At 42.4% G+C, this 15696-nt stretch carries 14 protein-coding genes and 1 pseudogene; 4 read left to right on the plus strand and 11 right to left on the minus strand.

The annotated features are described in order from the left end of the window. Nucleotides 1-46: 46 nt before the first annotated feature. Nucleotides 47-280 (minus strand): DUF896 domain-containing protein, encoded by a 234-nt coding sequence (locus HUS26_RS06725; RefSeq protein WP_173916423.1) that lies wholly within the window; start codon nucleotides 278-280, stop codon nucleotides 47-49. 76 nt (nucleotides 281-356) lie between these two features. Then, nucleotides 357-1016, minus strand: coding sequence for a recombinase family protein (locus tag HUS26_RS06730; protein ID WP_173916424.1), 660 nt, complete (start codon nucleotides 1014-1016; stop codon nucleotides 357-359). Nucleotides 1017-1330: 314 nt separating this feature from the next. Between HUS26_RS06730 and lexA the strand changes: the two genes are divergently transcribed. The 3 genes and pseudogenes from lexA (at nucleotide 1331) to HUS26_RS06745 (ending at nucleotide 3374) form a co-directional block, all read left to right on the plus strand. Next, nucleotides 1331-1954: a transcriptional repressor LexA gene (lexA, locus tag HUS26_RS06735; RefSeq protein WP_173916425.1), complete on the plus strand. Its 624-nt coding sequence runs from the start codon at nucleotides 1331-1333 to the stop codon at nucleotides 1952-1954. Between the two features lie 138 nt (nucleotides 1955-2092). Further along, nucleotides 2093-2442, plus strand: a pseudogene (locus tag HUS26_RS19985) (transposase); the annotation flags it as partial. A 323-nt stretch (nucleotides 2443-2765) separates the two neighbouring features. Then, a complete protein-coding gene (locus HUS26_RS06745; protein WP_173916426.1) occupies nucleotides 2766-3374 on the plus strand; it encodes a TetR/AcrR family transcriptional regulator in 609 nt (202 codons plus the stop codon). Nucleotides 3375-3429: 55 nt separating this feature from the next. On the opposite strand, the gene glnA is transcribed toward HUS26_RS06745, so the two are convergent. The 7 genes from glnA to miaA form a co-directional block, all read right to left on the minus strand. Continuing rightward, nucleotides 3430-4761 (minus strand): type I glutamate--ammonia ligase, encoded by a 1332-nt coding sequence (glnA, locus tag HUS26_RS06750; protein WP_173916427.1) that lies wholly within the window; start codon nucleotides 4759-4761, stop codon nucleotides 3430-3432. Nucleotides 4762-4782: 21 nt separating this feature from the next. Beyond that, entirely contained in the window at nucleotides 4783-5187 is a 405-nt protein-coding gene (locus HUS26_RS06755) for a MerR family transcriptional regulator (RefSeq protein WP_173916428.1), read from the minus strand. A 112-nt stretch (nucleotides 5188-5299) separates the two neighbouring features. Beyond that, the gene (locus tag HUS26_RS06760; RefSeq protein WP_173916429.1) at nucleotides 5300-6532 is read right to left on the minus strand and encodes a methionine gamma-lyase family protein; all 1233 of its coding nucleotides are present in this window, start codon (nucleotides 6530-6532) and stop codon (nucleotides 5300-5302) included. Nucleotides 6533-6544: 12 nt separating this feature from the next. Further along, nucleotides 6545-7780, minus strand: coding sequence for a GTPase HflX (gene hflX, locus HUS26_RS06765; RefSeq protein ID WP_173916430.1), 1236 nt, complete (start codon nucleotides 7778-7780; stop codon nucleotides 6545-6547). Between the two features lie 74 nt (nucleotides 7781-7854). After that, nucleotides 7855-8769 carry an AAA family ATPase gene (locus HUS26_RS06770; RefSeq protein WP_254434147.1) on the minus strand — a complete coding sequence of 305 codons (915 nt, stop codon included), beginning with the start codon at nucleotides 8767-8769 and terminating at the stop codon, nucleotides 7855-7857. 291 nt (nucleotides 8770-9060) lie between these two features. Then, nucleotides 9061-9288 carry an RNA chaperone Hfq gene (hfq, locus tag HUS26_RS06775; protein ID WP_173916431.1) on the minus strand — a complete coding sequence of 76 codons (228 nt, stop codon included), beginning with the start codon at nucleotides 9286-9288 and terminating at the stop codon, nucleotides 9061-9063. Nucleotides 9289-9326: 38 nt separating this feature from the next. Further along, nucleotides 9327-10262 (minus strand): tRNA (adenosine(37)-N6)-dimethylallyltransferase MiaA, encoded by a 936-nt coding sequence (gene miaA, locus HUS26_RS06780; protein ID WP_173916432.1) that lies wholly within the window; start codon nucleotides 10260-10262, stop codon nucleotides 9327-9329. Between the two features lie 183 nt (nucleotides 10263-10445). Between miaA and HUS26_RS06785 the strand changes: the two genes are divergently transcribed. Continuing rightward, nucleotides 10446-10805, plus strand: a complete 360-nt coding sequence (locus HUS26_RS06785) for a helix-turn-helix domain-containing protein (protein ID WP_173916433.1) — start codon at nucleotides 10446-10448, stop codon at nucleotides 10803-10805. Nucleotides 10806-10963: 158 nt separating this feature from the next. On the opposite strand, the gene mutL is transcribed toward HUS26_RS06785, so the two are convergent. Further along, entirely contained in the window at nucleotides 10964-12796 is a 1833-nt protein-coding gene (mutL, locus tag HUS26_RS06790; protein ID WP_173916434.1) for a DNA mismatch repair endonuclease MutL, read from the minus strand. A gap of 18 nt (nucleotides 12797-12814) precedes the next feature. After that, complete coding sequence (mutS, locus tag HUS26_RS06795; protein WP_173916435.1) at nucleotides 12815-15370, minus strand: DNA mismatch repair protein MutS; 2556 nt, start codon at nucleotides 15368-15370, stop codon at nucleotides 12815-12817. Between the last annotated feature and the right edge of the window lie 326 nt (nucleotides 15371-15696).

The raw sequence follows: 15696 nt of genomic DNA on the forward strand, positions 1-15696 counted from the left end.
AATAATAAAAATTCCGCACCTCATCAAGGTGCGGATGATTTAGGGTTTAGTGTTTCTTTTCTTTTTCCTGCATGTCTTTCAGTTTTTGAGGGGTTACATCTTTGCCGTTAGGGTCAACGATTTTCATCCCTTTTAACTGATTTTTAAAAGACTTTCGTACATTTTTTAAATATTCTTGACGAAGGTCCTGCTGTTCCTTTTTCTCAGCTTCGGTTAATCCCTTATCTTTTGATTTATGAGAAAGCTCGTTAATACGCTCCAGCTTTTCATTCGTAAGCATGCGCCATTCTCCTCCTTTATAGGATCAAATGAAAAAGACAAGAAGCTTTCTTCTTAAGCCTCTTGTCCTCCTTATTTTAACGGTTTTCTTTATCGTTTTCAAGCGAGATAAACTCTTGATACCTGCGGTGCACGGTGGCTTTTGAAACATTATACCCGAGCCCCCTCAAAGTGGCTGCTATTTCATGGAAAGTAAGCTTGTTTTTTTTAAGCCTGACTACTTCCTCGACCGGAAATTCCAGCCGCTCCCGTCCAGGCGATAAATGCTGGTTGGACAGGTTTTTCTCAGGAATATACCCTTGTTCAACCGCCCGCTTCATCCCGCGTTTAATTTTCATATTATGTATCTTCCGCTGATACTCTTCAACAATACCGACGATTTGTAAAACCATCGAATCAGACTCCGACATCTGCATTTCCCCATGATCCGTTAACGTAAATATTTTTATGTTAAGTTTATGAAGCTGATGAAACAAAGCTATTTTTGTATTTCCTCGCCCGAGCCTCGTTTCATCCTGAATCATGAGAATATCTGCTTCCTCTCTTGAAAAAGCTTCAAGCAAGCGGAATACTCCTTCTCTCTCAATGTCATATCCGCTCGCCTGTTCAGATATACACTCAATGACTTCTATAGAATACTTCTCAGCCAATGACTCAAGCTCCGCTTTCTGACGAGCCAACGAAGTCACCTGCTCTTCTTTTTCTGTGCTCACCCTGCAATATAGAATCGCCTTCACTTCTTCTCCCTGCCTTACTATATCTATTTATTTGATAAGCGTACTATACACTCGTCACCATAGAATAGTAAAGAAAAGCCAGGCTCGCAATAAATAATAGAATATAAGTGACATCCAGCATAGACATTTTATTAAACATAATACCAACCTCCGATTCGAACTTTTGTTCTTAGAAACATTTGTTCGCTTTTTATAACTTTATTATATACGAACGTTCGTTCTTGTCAATGGTTTTTTTCGAACGCTTGTTTGTATTTTTAAATCTATCATGATAGAATGTATGTAATTAAATCCTATGTTCGAGGTGTATAAATATGAATAAACTTTCTAAAAGGCAGCAGGAAATACTAGATTTCATTAAAGAACAAGTGTTACTTAAAGGTTATCCGCCTTCAGTAAGAGAGATCGGCCAGTCTGTCGGATTAGCATCAAGCTCTACTGTTCACGGGCACTTATCACGATTAGAGAAAAAAGGATTCATCCGCCGCGACCCGACGAAACCTAGAGCCATTGAAGTTATCGAGCTTGAAGAAGAGAATGCCATTCCTAAGAGCGAAGCAGCTTATGCTCCTGTTATTGGTAAAGTTACGGCAGGTTCGCCTATTACAGCGATCGAGAATATCGAAGAATATGTCCCGCTTCCTGACACACTGGCGGGTCCTGAGGACACTACATTTGTTCTTGTCGTTCAAGGAGAAAGTATGATTGAAGCCGGAATTTTAGATGGAGATATGGTAATTGTCAGACAGCAGACAACAGCTAACAATGGAGATATAGTTGTCGCAATGACAGAAGATGAAGAAGCAACGGTAAAGCGTTTCTTTAAAGAAAGTAATCATATCCGCCTACAGCCGGAGAATGCCACAATGGATCCCATTATCTTGAATGATGTGAGTATTTTAGGTAAAGTCGTAGGTTTATATCGGACGGTGCATTAAGTTTAAAAGATTCCCTTTCACTACTTGCAGAAGGGAATCTCAGGCTGTCGAGAAAGTTCTCGACAGCCCTATTTTTTTGGTCTTTTTCAAAAATTTGATCTCTTTATGCCCTGAAGATAGATTTCTTTGGAAAAGGTGATTCCTTTGTTCCAATTAAGAAATGATCGGCAGATTGAAATGGAAATGGTAACGTTAGAAGGGCTTGTGCCCGAAGACCAGATTGATCAATACATAGATTTCTCCTTTACCTAGAAAAAGTACGTCCGTTTTATTCAGAAGACAATGGTCGTCCATCTCTTGATCCTCTTGTGCTATTCAAAATGAGATTCATCGGTTATTTGTACGGCAGCAGTTCCGAGCGTGAGTTAAAAAGACAGATTCAGCCTATGTAGCTTATCGCTGGTTTTTTGGGGTTGAACTTAACTGATCGTAAGTCTCATCACTCCACCATTAGCCTGAACCGTCAAACACGATTTAAAGAAGCTGAATGGTATTACCTATTAGAATGAAGAATTTAAACGCAGGAGGTCGCCATACGCTTTCCCTTCAATTGAAAACCATGCTTTAAATTTGATATGCCGAAAGCCCAGGTTTTCATTTTTTATCAGCTTGTGATTTTGAGTATCCGCAATGCAATACCATAAATACAAAAAGAAGGCATTAGAGGAAAATAGAAAAGATCTGCGTACTCCATTTTTTAAGGGGTACATTTTTATTAAATTAACATGACTAGTGTCAATGACTATAGTCATTGACTTGAATTAATGACTTCAGTCATTTATAATTCAGCTAAGAAGGGCGGGTTATAACAATGAAAAACAAACTTTCCTCACGTCAGAAAAAAGCTCTCCATACTAGAAAATCTCTTGCGGAAAGTGCGGTTAAATTGTTTAAGGAAAAGGGATATGAAAATGTTAACGTCGAAGACATCACACAGCTTGCAAGGACTTCCAAGGGGTCTTTTTATACGTATTTCAAGTCAAAAGATGAGGTAATTTTAGATCACTACATGCAGATTGATGATGCTTACGAAAAAGCATTAACGGAGCAGCCCGACGGCCGGTCAAATGAAGAACAGCTTTTAACCGTCTTACAAGCAGGCTTATTATTTTCTGAGAATCTTGGACATGAATTCTTGTCTATTGTTCTTTCTAATCAGCTTACTGCAAATAACGAGGAATCGTTAATTATAGGTAAAGAAAGAAAACTATATCCAATAACCACTAACATTATTGAACAAGGAAAAACGAGCGGGGAATTCAGATTTTATGGACCTACCGAGGACTTTGTAGAAATGACACTACTATTTTATCGCGGGCTGGTTTTTGAATACTGCCTTATGAAGGATCCGGAAATCAAACTCACCCTCTATGCTGCAGAAAAAATAAGAACCTTTATACGAAAAATGCTGATCAGCTAGCTTTCGCCTTTTTAGAGGAATAAAAAACTGGATGCCTCGGCATCCAGTTTTTTTATTAATACTGCTGAATATATTGTTCGCGTTCCCATGGGTGAACTTGTGTACGGAACATGTCCCATTCGATTTCCTTCGCTTCTACAAAGTGTTCGAACAGGTGCTCACCTAGAGCTTGAACCATAATTTCGTCTTTTTGAAGTTCTTCTAATGCATCATAAAGAGTGGCTGGCAGGTCTTGTACACCGTGAGCCTCACGCTCTTTTTTATTCATCACATAAATGTTGCGGTCTACTGGAGATGGAGCTTCCAGTTTGTTCTCTACCCCGTCAAGTCCCGCTGCAAGCAGTACAGCCATCGCAAGGTACGGGTTAGCGGCAGGGTCAACACTGCGCACTTCGATACGTGTGCTTAGCCCGCGTGAAGTCGGCACACGTACAAGCGGGCTTCGATTCTGGCCGGACCAGGCAACATAACAAGGAGCCTCATAACCAGGAACCAGACGCTTGTAAGAGTTAATTGTAGGGTTCGTTACAGCTGTAAAGTTTGTTGCATGCTTGATGATTCCAGCCGTGAACTGGTAAGCTACCTCTGAAAGCTGCTCTTTTCCATTTTCGTCAAAGAAAGCATTCCCGTCTTCGTTAAATAAGGACATGTTTGCGTGCATTCCTGATCCGTTTACACCGAACAGCGGCTTAGGCATAAATGTCGCGTGAAGTCCGTGCTGACGGGCAATCGTCTTAACGGCAAGCTTAAATGTTTGAATATCATCACAGTGCTTGACCGCATCGGAATATTTAAAATCAATTTCGTGCTGCCCAGGAGCTACTTCGTGGTGGGAAGCTTCAATTTCAAAGCCCATTTCCTCAAGCTCAAGTACAATATCACGACGGCAGTTTTCACCTAAGTCTGTAGGTGCAAGGTCAAAGTATCCGCCTTTATCGTTAAGCTCCATAGACGGCTCGCCTTTTTCATCTAATTTAAACAGGAAAAATTCCGGCTCTGTCCCAATGTTGAATGCGGAGAAGCCAAGCTCTTCCATTTTCTTAAGGTTACGCTTTAAGTTATAACGAGGGCATCCTTCAAAAGGAGTTTTGTCTGGATTATAAATATCACAGATAAAACGGGCTACTTTCCCTTTTTCAGATGACCACGGGAATACAACGAATGTATCCAAGTCTGGTACTAAGTACATATCAGATTCTTCAATTCGAACAAATCCTTCAATGGAAGACCCGTCAAACATCATCATTCCGTCTAATGCCTTGTCTAACTGGCTTACTGGAATTTCTACGTTTTTAATAGTTCCCAGCATGTCAGTAAATTGAAGACGGATAAATTTTACGTTTTCTTCATCAATCTTTTTGAAAATTTCTTCTCTAGTTAATCCCATGTTACTCCTCCTAATTATGATCTAATGAAAGAACCTAGACATTTCTCCTTGTCTTAGACTCATCTTCCCTTGTCTTCCCGCAGTGAGTAATTCATGCTGCAGCATACGGCGAAGTTCGCGGTCTGTCAGTTCGTTATGAACTTCCTCCACGACTTCTTTATCGTATTCCTCATTCTTCGGCTGCTCAGTTATAGAAAGCACTTGCTTAATACCTGCCATATTTACACCTTTTTCGATAAGAGCTTTTATCTCAAGAAGGCGGTCAACATCATTAAAAGAAAACAGGCGGCGGTTGCCCTCCGATCTAGCTGGAGTGACAAGCTTGTGCTGTTCATAATATCTGATTTGCCGAGCAGAAAGATCAGTCAAGGATTGGACAATTCCCATAGGGAACAACGGCATGGAACGACGAATTTGATCACTCATCGACAGCCACCCCCAAAATGAAATTCTACTTTTATTATACGTGAGACCGTTTTAATGTCAACATATGTTACAAAACTTCACATCAAAATTTTCAAAAAATTATCCAGACTTCCTATTCTCTATCTTCCAGTGCCTTGTGCACCGCTTCTGTAACGGCAATTTTGACATGCGCATAGGTTAAGCCACCCTGGACAAAAGCCATATAAGGCGGTCTAATCGGGCCATCTGCTGTTAACTCGAGGCTTGCTCCCTGAACGAACGTACCCGCCGCCATAATGACGTCACTTTCATAGCCCGGCATCGGGCTTGGATATGGAGTTACATGAGAATTGATCGGTGATGAAGCCTGAATCGACTGACAGAATCTTATCATCTGTTCTTTCGTTTGAAAGCTGACGGACTGGATAAGATCTGTCCGTTTATCATTAAATTTAGGTGAGGTTTCAAAACCTAATTCATCAAGCAGTTTAGCTGTGAACACAGCTCCCTTTAACGCTTCCCCGACAACATGCGGAGCCAAAAAGATGCCTTGGTACATTTCCTGCAGCGTATTTAAGCTCGGCCCGGTTTCTTTTCCAAGACCAGGGGCTGTTAAACGGTAGCTGCACTGTTCAATAAGATCGCTCCTTCCGGCAATATAACCACCGACTCTAGCAATTCCTCCGCCCGGGTTTTTAATGAGTGATCCTGCAATCAGGTCAGCTCCGATTTCTACCGGTTCTTTTTCTTCTACAAATTCTCCGTAGCAATTGTCAACAAATATAACAACGTCTTCCCTTACCGATCGTATGTATGTGATGATATCTTCCAACTTATCAATCGTAAATGAAGGCCGGTCGGCATACCCTTTCGAACGCTGGATGGCGACAACTTTCGTTTGAGAATTTATCGCCTCCTCGGTCTTATTTAGGTCTATATCTCCTTGGGACAGGAGAGGAACCGACTGGTACCTGACTCCAAAATCACTAAGAGACCCAGTGTCTTTGCCGCCCGCAGTTCCTATTACTTCTTCAAGCGTATCATAAGGATCACCGGTAATGTATAAGAGCTCTTCCCCAGGGCGAAGCACTCCGAACAAAGCTGTTGTAATCGCGTGGGTGCCGGAAATTAGTTGCGGACGGACAATTGCATCTTCCGCTTTAAAAACCTTCGCATATAAAGCTTCGAGCGCATCTCGTCCATAATCGTCGTATCCGTACCCCGTCGTCGGGTTAAAATGCGAATCGGAAATTTTTAATTCCTGAAAAGCCTGCAGCACTTTCGCCTGGTTTTTTTCCACTTTTGCTGAAATCTGCTTGTGATATGGAGCGATTGTTTCTTCCACGTGTCTAATGATGTCTTCCATAAATCATACTTCCTAACTCATAAGATTTGTTTTTAATGGATGCTTCGGATGAATATAACCTTCAACCTCATATCCTTCTTTTGTTTCATTGAATTGAACTGAAGTAACGATACTTTGCCCCTTCAGCTGTTCTAATTTCTTCCCTTCAGATGCATGAACGAACACTTTGTACACCTGCCAGTCTTCAATAAGCACCTTTTCGATTTTTTCGGCAAGCTTCATAATATCGGCCGGATCTTTTACGCTTACTGTGATGGAAGGGTTTGTCGGCGGTATAAAATCGCCTGTAAGCAAATCCCTCTTATTATACACCGTTAACGTTGGCAGGTGGTCAGCCTGCAGGTCCTTGAGGAGCTGATGAACTGTTTTTTCATACTCGGAATAATCAGGATGGGAGGCGTCTACCATATGCAAAATAAAATCCGCTTCGGTCACTTCTTCAAGTGTTGATCGAAACGAAGCAATCAGCGTTGTCGGCAGGTCCTGAATAAAACCTACAGTATCAGAAACAAGTACTCGGAGCCCAGATGGCAGTCTGATTTGGCGTGTCAGCGGGTCTAAAGTAGCAAAGAGGAGATCCTCTTCAAATGAATCACTGTCTGTCAGACGATTAAAGAACGTCGACTTCCCGGCGTTCGTGTAGCCGACGACAGCAATTTGAAAAGCGAAGTTCTCACCGCGCCTCTTCCGATATTGTTCCCGCTGCTTAACGACCGCCTTTAACCTCCGTTTAATATCATCGATCCTCCTCTGGATATGACGGCGGTCGGTTTCAAGCTTTGTTTCCCCCGGCCCTCTTGTTCCAATTCCGCCGCCTAAACGAGAAAGCGCTGTTCCCTGACCGGTTAAGCGCGGCAGAAGATATTCCAGCTGGGCGAGCTCAACCTGGAGCTTCCCTTCTTTCGTTCTCGCACGGCTCGCAAAAATATCCAATATCAGCTGGCTGCGGTCAATCACTCTGCGCTCCAGCCGGTCACTTATATTCCTGAGCTGTCCAGGAGATAACTCATCGTTAAAAATAACGAGCTGGGCACCTTTCTCATCTGCTTCCTCTTTAATCTCGCCTAACTTTCCTTCCCCTAAATAGGTGGCAGGGTGAATGCGTTCTCTATTTTGAATCGTAATGTTACATACTTCACCACCGGCGGTTTCCGTCAGTGACCGAAGCTCCTCTAAAGAAGAATGAAACCTGTCCTCATCTTCTCTCGGAGCTTTTCTTGCAACGAGAATAACTTGTTCTTTTTCCATAAATGCCACCACCTTTTCACTAAAATAAAAATGACTACTCTTCATCTTATCAAAAAATTAATCAATCAGTCTCCTTACAGCTTAAAATCCGGCGGCTGCAAGAAGACTAAATCCGATTTATCCCATTCCGCCCTGTCTGCTAAACGATAAGCGTGTTTACGTATAGCTTCTTCAATCACATTCCTTACATACCGGGCATTAGAAAAGTTTTTTGGCGGGCACTTGCAGGTTTCCTTTAAGTGCTCGTATAGCTTCCGTTCAGCTTGCGGCGTAAAAGCATAGTCTTTCTCAGCGATCATCACTTTCGCTATACTCGCCAGCTCATCCGCCGAGTAATCCGGAAAAGTGAGCTGCAGCGGAAACCTTGACGCCAGGCCTGGATTAATCTTTAAAAAGTCATCCATTTCTTTTGGATACCCTGCCAGAATGATAATAAGTTCATCGTGGTAATCTTCCATACATTTCACTATTGTATCTATCGCTTCTTTACCAAAATCCTTCTCGCCGCCCCGCGCTAAGGAATAAGCCTCATCAATAAATAATACTCCGCCCCGAGCTTTCATGATTAAATCTTTCGTTTTCTGCGCTGTATGACCGATATATTCACCAACAAGCTCGCTTCGGTCCACTTCGATGAAATGACCTTCTTCCAATACATCGACATTCCTGAACAGCTCCGCCACTTTCCTGGCAACGGTCGTCTTCCCTGTTCCCGGATTTCCTCTAAAGATCATGTGAAGCACTTGAGCATTGTTTTTTAGACCCATTTCCTTACGCTTTTTTTCAATCAGGACTTGGGCGTATATTTCTTTCATCCTCTTTTTGAGATCTTCTAAACCAATAACCGAAGAAAAATAGTTATCAATTACACGAAAAGGCTGGGGTTTGGAAACAGTTTGAGGGTTTTTTTGAGCATTCGCTGTCTTCTGTCCCTCTTGCAGGACGATATTGATCGTTCCCTGGCGTGCTAGTTTGGCCTGCTGACTCACACGAATCCCTCCTTACTTCCATGTATCATACGCAAATACGGAGTTTTTCGTGACAGACGCCCACCGCTTCTGCTTCCAAGAACAAAGGCGCAAGCGCCCTGGTAGACACGAAACGCATAAGCAATCCGCCCTGCGGAAGGGAAGGCCACCTTCCTCCGGCCGTTTTGCTTATGACGCGAGTGTCTGGGGGCTGGAGCTGGATGTCGATCTTTTAAACATATATATCCACAGCTTGGAATTTTATAATTTCCTAGACAATAAAAAAACGAGCGCGAAAAGCGCTCGTTCATTTTAAACTTCTTTATCAAGTGAGACATTTTTTGCAGGGGCAAAAGTAGAAATCGCATGTTTAAAAATGAGCTGCTGCTTCCCGTCGGTTTCTAAAAGTACAGTAAAATTGTCAAAGGCTTTAACAACGCCTCTTAATTGGAAGCCGTTTAGCAAGAACACGGTAATTTGCATGCGATCTTTCCTTAACTGATTTAAATAATTATCCTGGATGTTTACAGACTGAGCCATAGATTTTCCTCCTCTTTTCTATCTATATTAATAACATTCTAGGTTTCTTCGAGCATTCCTGCTAAATCTGTCAATATTTTTTCGATTCTTTCGTTTTTTAAAGCCGGATCCATCATATACCATTTAACGTCCATCTTGTTTTTAAAGTAAGTGAACTGGCGCTTTGCATAACGCCGCGAATTTCTTTTTAACAGTTCAACCGCCCTGCCTAAATCATATTCCCCTTCAAAATAAGGCAGAAATTCTTTATACCCGATCGCTTTCATCGCCTGGCTGTCTGCGAGGCCTTTATTAAAGAGGGAAAGCACTTCATCCTCAAGACCTTGCTGAAGCATTAAATCAACACGGTGGTTAATCCTCTCATACAGGGTTTCACGTTCCATCTCAAGTCCAATCAGTATAGGTTCAAAGGGAGAATCAATAGATTGTTCGCTGTGAAAATCACTGAGCGTTTTACCCGTTGATTCATAAACTTCCAGAGCACGAAATACCCGCCGCTTATTATTTGGGTGGATTTTTTCCGCCTGATCAGGATCGATTTTTGCTAACCGGTCATACAAAGCCTGTATCCCCATTTCTTCCGCTTCTTGTTCAAGGCGTTCTATGATTTGATCGTCTCTTTTCTGGCTGGAAAATTGAAAATCAAATAGTGCTGATTGTATGTAAAGACCTGTTCCCCCAACAATCACCGGCAGCTTCCCGCGCTGTGTCAATTCTTCAATTAAACGATGGACAGCAGACTGAAATTCTGCTGCCGAATAAGATTCATCCGGTTCTTTAATATCTATAAGGTGATGAGGGACTCCCTGCATTTCCTCTGTTGAGACTTTGGCTGTTCCTATATCCATCCCTTTATAGATTTGCATCGAATCTCCGCTGATCACCTCACCATTAAAACGTTTGGCGATTTCAATTCCTAATTCTGATTTTCCTACAGCAGTTGGACCAACGACGCTCACAACTGTGGGTTTCATAAAATACCCCCTTTCCCAGTTTCCATTATACATGAATCGCATAGGAATCATACCTCAGCGCCTTAACTAACGGAAATCGTTACTACTACTAACGGATTCCGTTAATGAAAATCAACAAATTCGTTAGTTTTAATATCGACATTCGTTAGTTTTGTGGTAAAATAAGTTCAGGAGGTGTATGAAGTGGTTCATCAAAGGATAAAGTCATTGCGTAAGAAGCGTCGTTTGACTCAGACGATGCTTGCTGAAAAAGTTGGTGTTTCTGCTCAAGTCGTATCCAACTGGGAGCGACAGTACACGTCACCCGATCTTGAGGACTTATCGAAAATCGCTTACGCCCTTCATACGACCGCAGATTACTTACTAGGTCTAAGTGATGAACAGGAAGACGAAATTAGAGAAATCAAACAGTTTCTTGAGGCAAAAGGATTTGATCGTTCGGTTATTTTTGATAAAAAATCTTGGCTCAGCGTTCAGGCTGAAGAGATTCATCAGATTGAAAACTACTTCCGCTTTCTTCTTCAGCAGAAACAAACATCATAAATATTATTATGTAAATTTAAAAAAAGCATGTTCCTAAGGGAACATGCTTTTTTCTTTCTTCTTTTGTAGTTTTACTGCAGTAAACTATGTGACAAGGCGGAGCGTGCGACCTTCACTTCCAGAGCGATTTCCACTAAATAGTCAAAGAAAACTGGTTTTTACATAACACGTTTAAACATTTTTTCCATTTCATATTCCGAGAAGAAAACAATGATCGGCCGTCCATGTGGACAGGTGAACGGATCGGTTGACTGCCGCAAATCTTCAAGAAGCCGAAACATATCCTCATGATTTAAATAATGATTGGCTTTAATCGACCGCTTGCACGACATAAGAATAGCCGCTTCTTCTCTAAGTTTCTTAAGGTCAATTCGTTCTTCATTGAAAATCTGCTCAATAATTTCCTGGATAACTTCTTCTTCAAAACCTTTTGGAAACCACTGAGGGTGTGCGCGGATAATATAGCTGTTGTCCCCGAAAGGTTCGAAGAATAGCCCCACCCTCTCGAGTTCTTCTTTGTATTCCTCAATTTTCAAAGCTTCCTGATATTGAAGATCGAAGGTCATTGGTACAAGAAGCTCCTGAACTTCATGTTCGACCTCCCCTATTCGGTCTCGGAAGAATTCGTATTTAATCCTTTCCTGAGCCGCGTGCTGATCGACAATATACATCCCCTCTTCATTCTGAGCGAGAATATACGTACCATGGAGCTGTCCGATCGGATACATTACCGGAACTCTTCGCTTCTCTTTTTTAGGCCTATCCACTTCTTCCATTTGACTATAGTCTTCAGAAGTGTTTTCCGCAGCTGGCTGATTGATAACCTCCTGCTGCATTTGTTCAAGAATCTCAGTCTGCTCTTTTTTATAAGAATCAGGCTGCTCCTGCACTATTGGTGAACTCATCGGTTCACGTGTCTGCTTCGGTTCATATAAATCGAACGAACCTTGCGTACTTTTTATTTTTTCAGGTTTCGAAGGCTCATCTGTTACTTGCGGGATCAGCGTTTCTTTTCGAAATGCCCCTTGAATGGTGTCCGATACCAAGTCAAAAAGTTCTTTCTCTTTACTAAACCTGACTTCCAGCTTGGCAGGATGGACGTTTACATCAACAAGAATGGGATCCATATCGATATTTATTACGGAAATCGGACTTTTACCGATCGGAAGCAATGTATGATAGCCTTGTTGAATCGCTTTATTAAGGGCAATGCTCCGTACATAACGGCCGTTCACAATCGTAGAAGTATAACTTCGCGATGCCCGGTAAACTTCCGGCTTAGCAATATAACCTTTGATTGTAAAATCCAAACTCTCAGCTTCTACAGGGATCATTTTTCTTGCAACGTTCATTCCGTAAATCTTCGCAATTACCTGAAGGAGGTCACCCCGTCCATTCGTTCGGAAAAGCTCTTTATCATTATGCTTACAGGAAAATTGAATTTCCGGATGAGCTAACGCCATTCGATTTAAGAGATCTGTAATGTGTCCAAGCTCCGTGTTGATTGTCTTCATATATTTTAAGCGGGCCGGCGTGTTATAAAACAACTCATCAACGGTGATTTCCGTCCCTTTTCTTGCATCGCTTTTTTCACGGTTAATCAGCTTACCGCCTTCAAGCCCAAGCTTAATTCCCGCCTTATCACCTGGTGAAGTCTGCATTGTTAACCGGCTCACTGCCGCAATACTCGCGAGGGCTTCCCCTCTAAACCCGAGCGTACGGACATGAAAGAGATCCTGTTCACCTTTAATTTTACTCGTTGCATGCCTGGAAAAGGATAAAACGGCATCTTCTTCGTCCATGCCATTTCCATTGTCAACGATCCTAATACGCTGCAGTCCTGCTTCATGCAGCTCGATGGAAATCGTAGTACTGCCGGCGTCGATACTGTTTTCGACCAGCTCTTTTACAACAGAAGCCGGCCGCTCCACAACTTCACCAGCAGCAATTTTATTAGCCAGGTGGTCCGGCATCAGCTGGATCAGTCCCATACTCTCCCCTCCCCTCTTCTAGGATTTAAGACTTTTTTGTAAACGATACAGCTCATTCATCGCATCCATTGGTGTCATTTCCATCAGATTTAGATTCTTCAGCTGTTTCTCAAGGCCGCTTGGCTTCACCTCTTGTGTTTCTTTTTCCACAAATAGGCTTAGCTGCTCTTCTTCAACTGCAGCGACTGTCTCTTCCCTTCCGGATTCTAACGTGCTTAATAAATGATTCGCTCTTTGAATCAATGATTCTGGCAGATCAGCCAGCTTAGCGACATGAATACCATAGCTTTCATCAGCCGCTCCTTCTTGAATCTGGTGAAGGAACACGACATTTCCTTCATATTCTTCGGCTCGGACATGAACGTTACGCAGCCGCGGAAGTTCATCTTCAAGAGACGTTAACTCATGATAGTGGGTCGAGAACAAAGTTTTAGCCCCAATCTCTTCATGGATATGTTCCACGATCGCCTGTGCCAGCGCCATGCCGTCGTAGGTGCTCGTCCCTCTGCCGATTTCATCAAGCAGAATTAAACTGTTTTCTGAGGCATGAGTTAACGCATGGTTGGCTTCAAGCATTTCGACCATAAATGTACTCTGGCCGGATACTAAATCATCAGCCGCTCCTATTCTTGTAAAAATTTGATCAAAAATTGGAAGAGAAGCAGATTCACAAGGAACATAACTCCCCATTTGAGCCATAATCGCCGTTAAAGCCAGCTGCCTCATGTACGTACTCTTACCTGACATGTTAGGCCCTGTAATCAGAAGAATATCCATTGATTCATCCATGAAAATATCATTCGGCACAAAAGACTCTTCTTTCATGACCTGCTCCACTACCGGGTGGCGGCCTTCTTTTATATCGACACAGCGATTGTCATTAAAGGATGGCTTTACATAGCGGTGAGTGTCCGCAATATGAGCAAAACCTTGCAGGACGTCAATTTTACTCACTTGCTCCGCTAATACTTGGAGCTTCTGAACGTAAGCTTTCACTTGTTCTCTTACCTGAAGAAACAACTCATATTCAAGCTCCATGCTCTTGTCCTGGGCTTCAAGAATCAAAGCTTCTTTTTCCTTTAATTCGGGTGTAATATAACGTTCCGCATTCGTTAATGTCTGCTTTCTTTCATAGCGTCCTTCTGGAAGGTTCTGTATGTTCGCTTTCGTCACTTCAATATAGTAGCCAAATACACGGTTATAGCCGATCTTTAATGACTTAATGCCCGTCGCCTGGCGTTCCTTGGCTTCAAGCTCAGCGATCCATTTCTTACCGTTTCTTGATGCATCTCTATATTCATCTAATTGAGGGTGGTATCCATCCTGGATCATTCCGCCTTCTTTCAGCGTCAGCGGTGCATCTTCTTTTATACTCTCATCAAGAAGCTGAGCAAGATCAGATAACGGATCAACCGAATTATAAAGGCTCCCTATTGACGGATGATCAAACTGCCGAAGGGTTTCAAGCAGGTTTGGTATTGATGTTAAAGAGGCTTTCAATTGAATAAGGTCGCGGGCATTTACATTACCGAAGGCTACACGGCCGGCCAGCCGCTCAAGATCATAAACGGATTTCAGCTGCTCTCTTACCGTTTCCCGCTCCAAAAACTGATCGAGCATTCCTTCAACCTGCTCATGTCTTTTCGTAATCTCCTCTTGTGAAAGCAGCGGGCGCTCCATCCATTTTTTCAGCGTCCGTGAACCCATAGCGGTAATCGTCTGATCAAGAATGGATAAAAGACTTCCTTTCTTCCCCTGTTTTCTCATCGTTTCCATCAGTTCCAGGTTCCGCTTAGAATACATATCAAGAGACATATATTTTTTTAGTTCAATCGGTACAACAGGACGGAGGTGGTCAAGCGACCGTTTTTGGGTCTGTTGAATATAATTAAATAACCTTCCAAATCCGGTGATGGATTTTTCCGAGTGGATATTTACGAGCAGGCCTTCAAAAGAATCATCAATCTTAGTTTCCGTTCCAAACGATATCGTATAATTTAACCGCTCTTTGAGCATTAATTGCTTGGCTTCGTCTAAGCCGGGGTCGATAACAACTTCTTTGACGGGACGGTTAAACAGTTCACTGAGCACTGCATCAAACCCGTCGGTGATTAAAGCAATACTGTTTTCACCTGTCGTTAAATCATTGTAGCTGACCGTATAGGTCCCATCATTAAAGTGACTGATTGATGCTAAATAATTATTTTCTTTTTCGTCCAGCATCGTTCCTTCCATCACCGTGCCTGGAGTAATGAGCTGTACGACTTCACGTTTCACTACACCTTTGGCAGATTTGGGGTCTTCCACCTGTTCACATATCGCGACTTTAAATCCTTTTTCGATCAGCTGTTTTATGTAATTTTCCGAGGAATGGTAAGGGACTCCGCACATCGGAATACGGTCTTCTCCGCCGCCATCCCGGCTCGTTAATGTAATTTCAAGCTCTTTCGATGCACGTAACGCATCTTCAAAGAACATTTCATAAAAATCTCCTAATCTAAAAAACAGAAAAGCATCTTTGTGCTGGGCTTTTATTTTCAAATATTGCTGCATCATCGGTGTGTATTGTGCCATGCTATTAATCCTCCAAAACGTCCTTAATTAGATTCTGTCCCAATGCAGGGTAAAGATGGAATCCGCTCCCTTTTGAGCGGACGAACCGACGAGTATTCTCGCTGTGGGGTCTCGCCTGGCTCGTTTTTTCTGCAGGAGTGTCGCTTCCTCCCTCTTTTCCATAACATATAACATAAAAAAACAGATCCTATAATAAAGAAAAAGCGCAGGATTCGCGCTTTTTCTCGTTCTTATGATAAATCTATTATAGCATAATCTTAGGGCTTGAATGAATATCAGAACTTTTAAAAAAAGAATGCCCCGCTGAACCAGCAAGGACATAACCT

This window comes from Halobacillus sp. Marseille-Q1614 (assembly GCF_902809865.1).
In the GTDB taxonomy this organism is placed as follows: Bacteria; Bacillota; Bacilli; order Bacillales; family Halobacillaceae; genus Halobacillus_A.

Excerpts from the sequence above, each read along its gene's own strand:
- glnA (WP_173916427.1), bottom strand. The coding sequence starts at position 4,761 with ATGGGATTAACTAGAGAAGAAATTTTCAAAAAGATTGATGAAGAAAAC.
- lexA (WP_173916425.1), top strand. The coding sequence starts at position 1,331 with ATGAATAAACTTTCTAAAAGGCAGCAGGAAATACTAGATTTCATTAAA.
- hflX (WP_173916430.1), bottom strand. The coding sequence starts at position 7,780 with ATGGAAAAAGAACAAGTTATTCTCGTTGCAAGAAAAGCTCCGAGAGAA.
- hfq (WP_173916431.1), bottom strand. The coding sequence starts at position 9,288 with ATGGCTCAGTCTGTAAACATCCAGGATAATTATTTAAATCAGTTAAGG.
- HUS26_RS06755 (WP_173916428.1), bottom strand. The coding sequence starts at position 5,187 with ATGAGTGATCAAATTCGTCGTTCCATGCCGTTGTTCCCTATGGGAATT.
- mutS (WP_173916435.1), bottom strand. The coding sequence starts at position 15,370 with ATGGCACAATACACACCGATGATGCAGCAATATTTGAAAATAAAAGCC.
- HUS26_RS06760 (WP_173916429.1), bottom strand. The coding sequence starts at position 6,532 with ATGGAAGACATCATTAGACACGTGGAAGAAACAATCGCTCCATATCAC.
- mutL (WP_173916434.1), bottom strand. The coding sequence starts at position 12,796 with ATGGGACTGATCCAGCTGATGCCGGACCACCTGGCTAATAAAATTGCT.
- HUS26_RS06745 (WP_173916426.1), top strand. The coding sequence starts at position 2,766 with ATGAAAAACAAACTTTCCTCACGTCAGAAAAAAGCTCTCCATACTAGA.
- HUS26_RS06725 (WP_173916423.1), bottom strand. The coding sequence starts at position 280 with ATGCTTACGAATGAAAAGCTGGAGCGTATTAACGAGCTTTCTCATAAA.
- miaA (WP_173916432.1), bottom strand. The coding sequence starts at position 10,262 with ATGAAACCCACAGTTGTGAGCGTCGTTGGTCCAACTGCTGTAGGAAAA.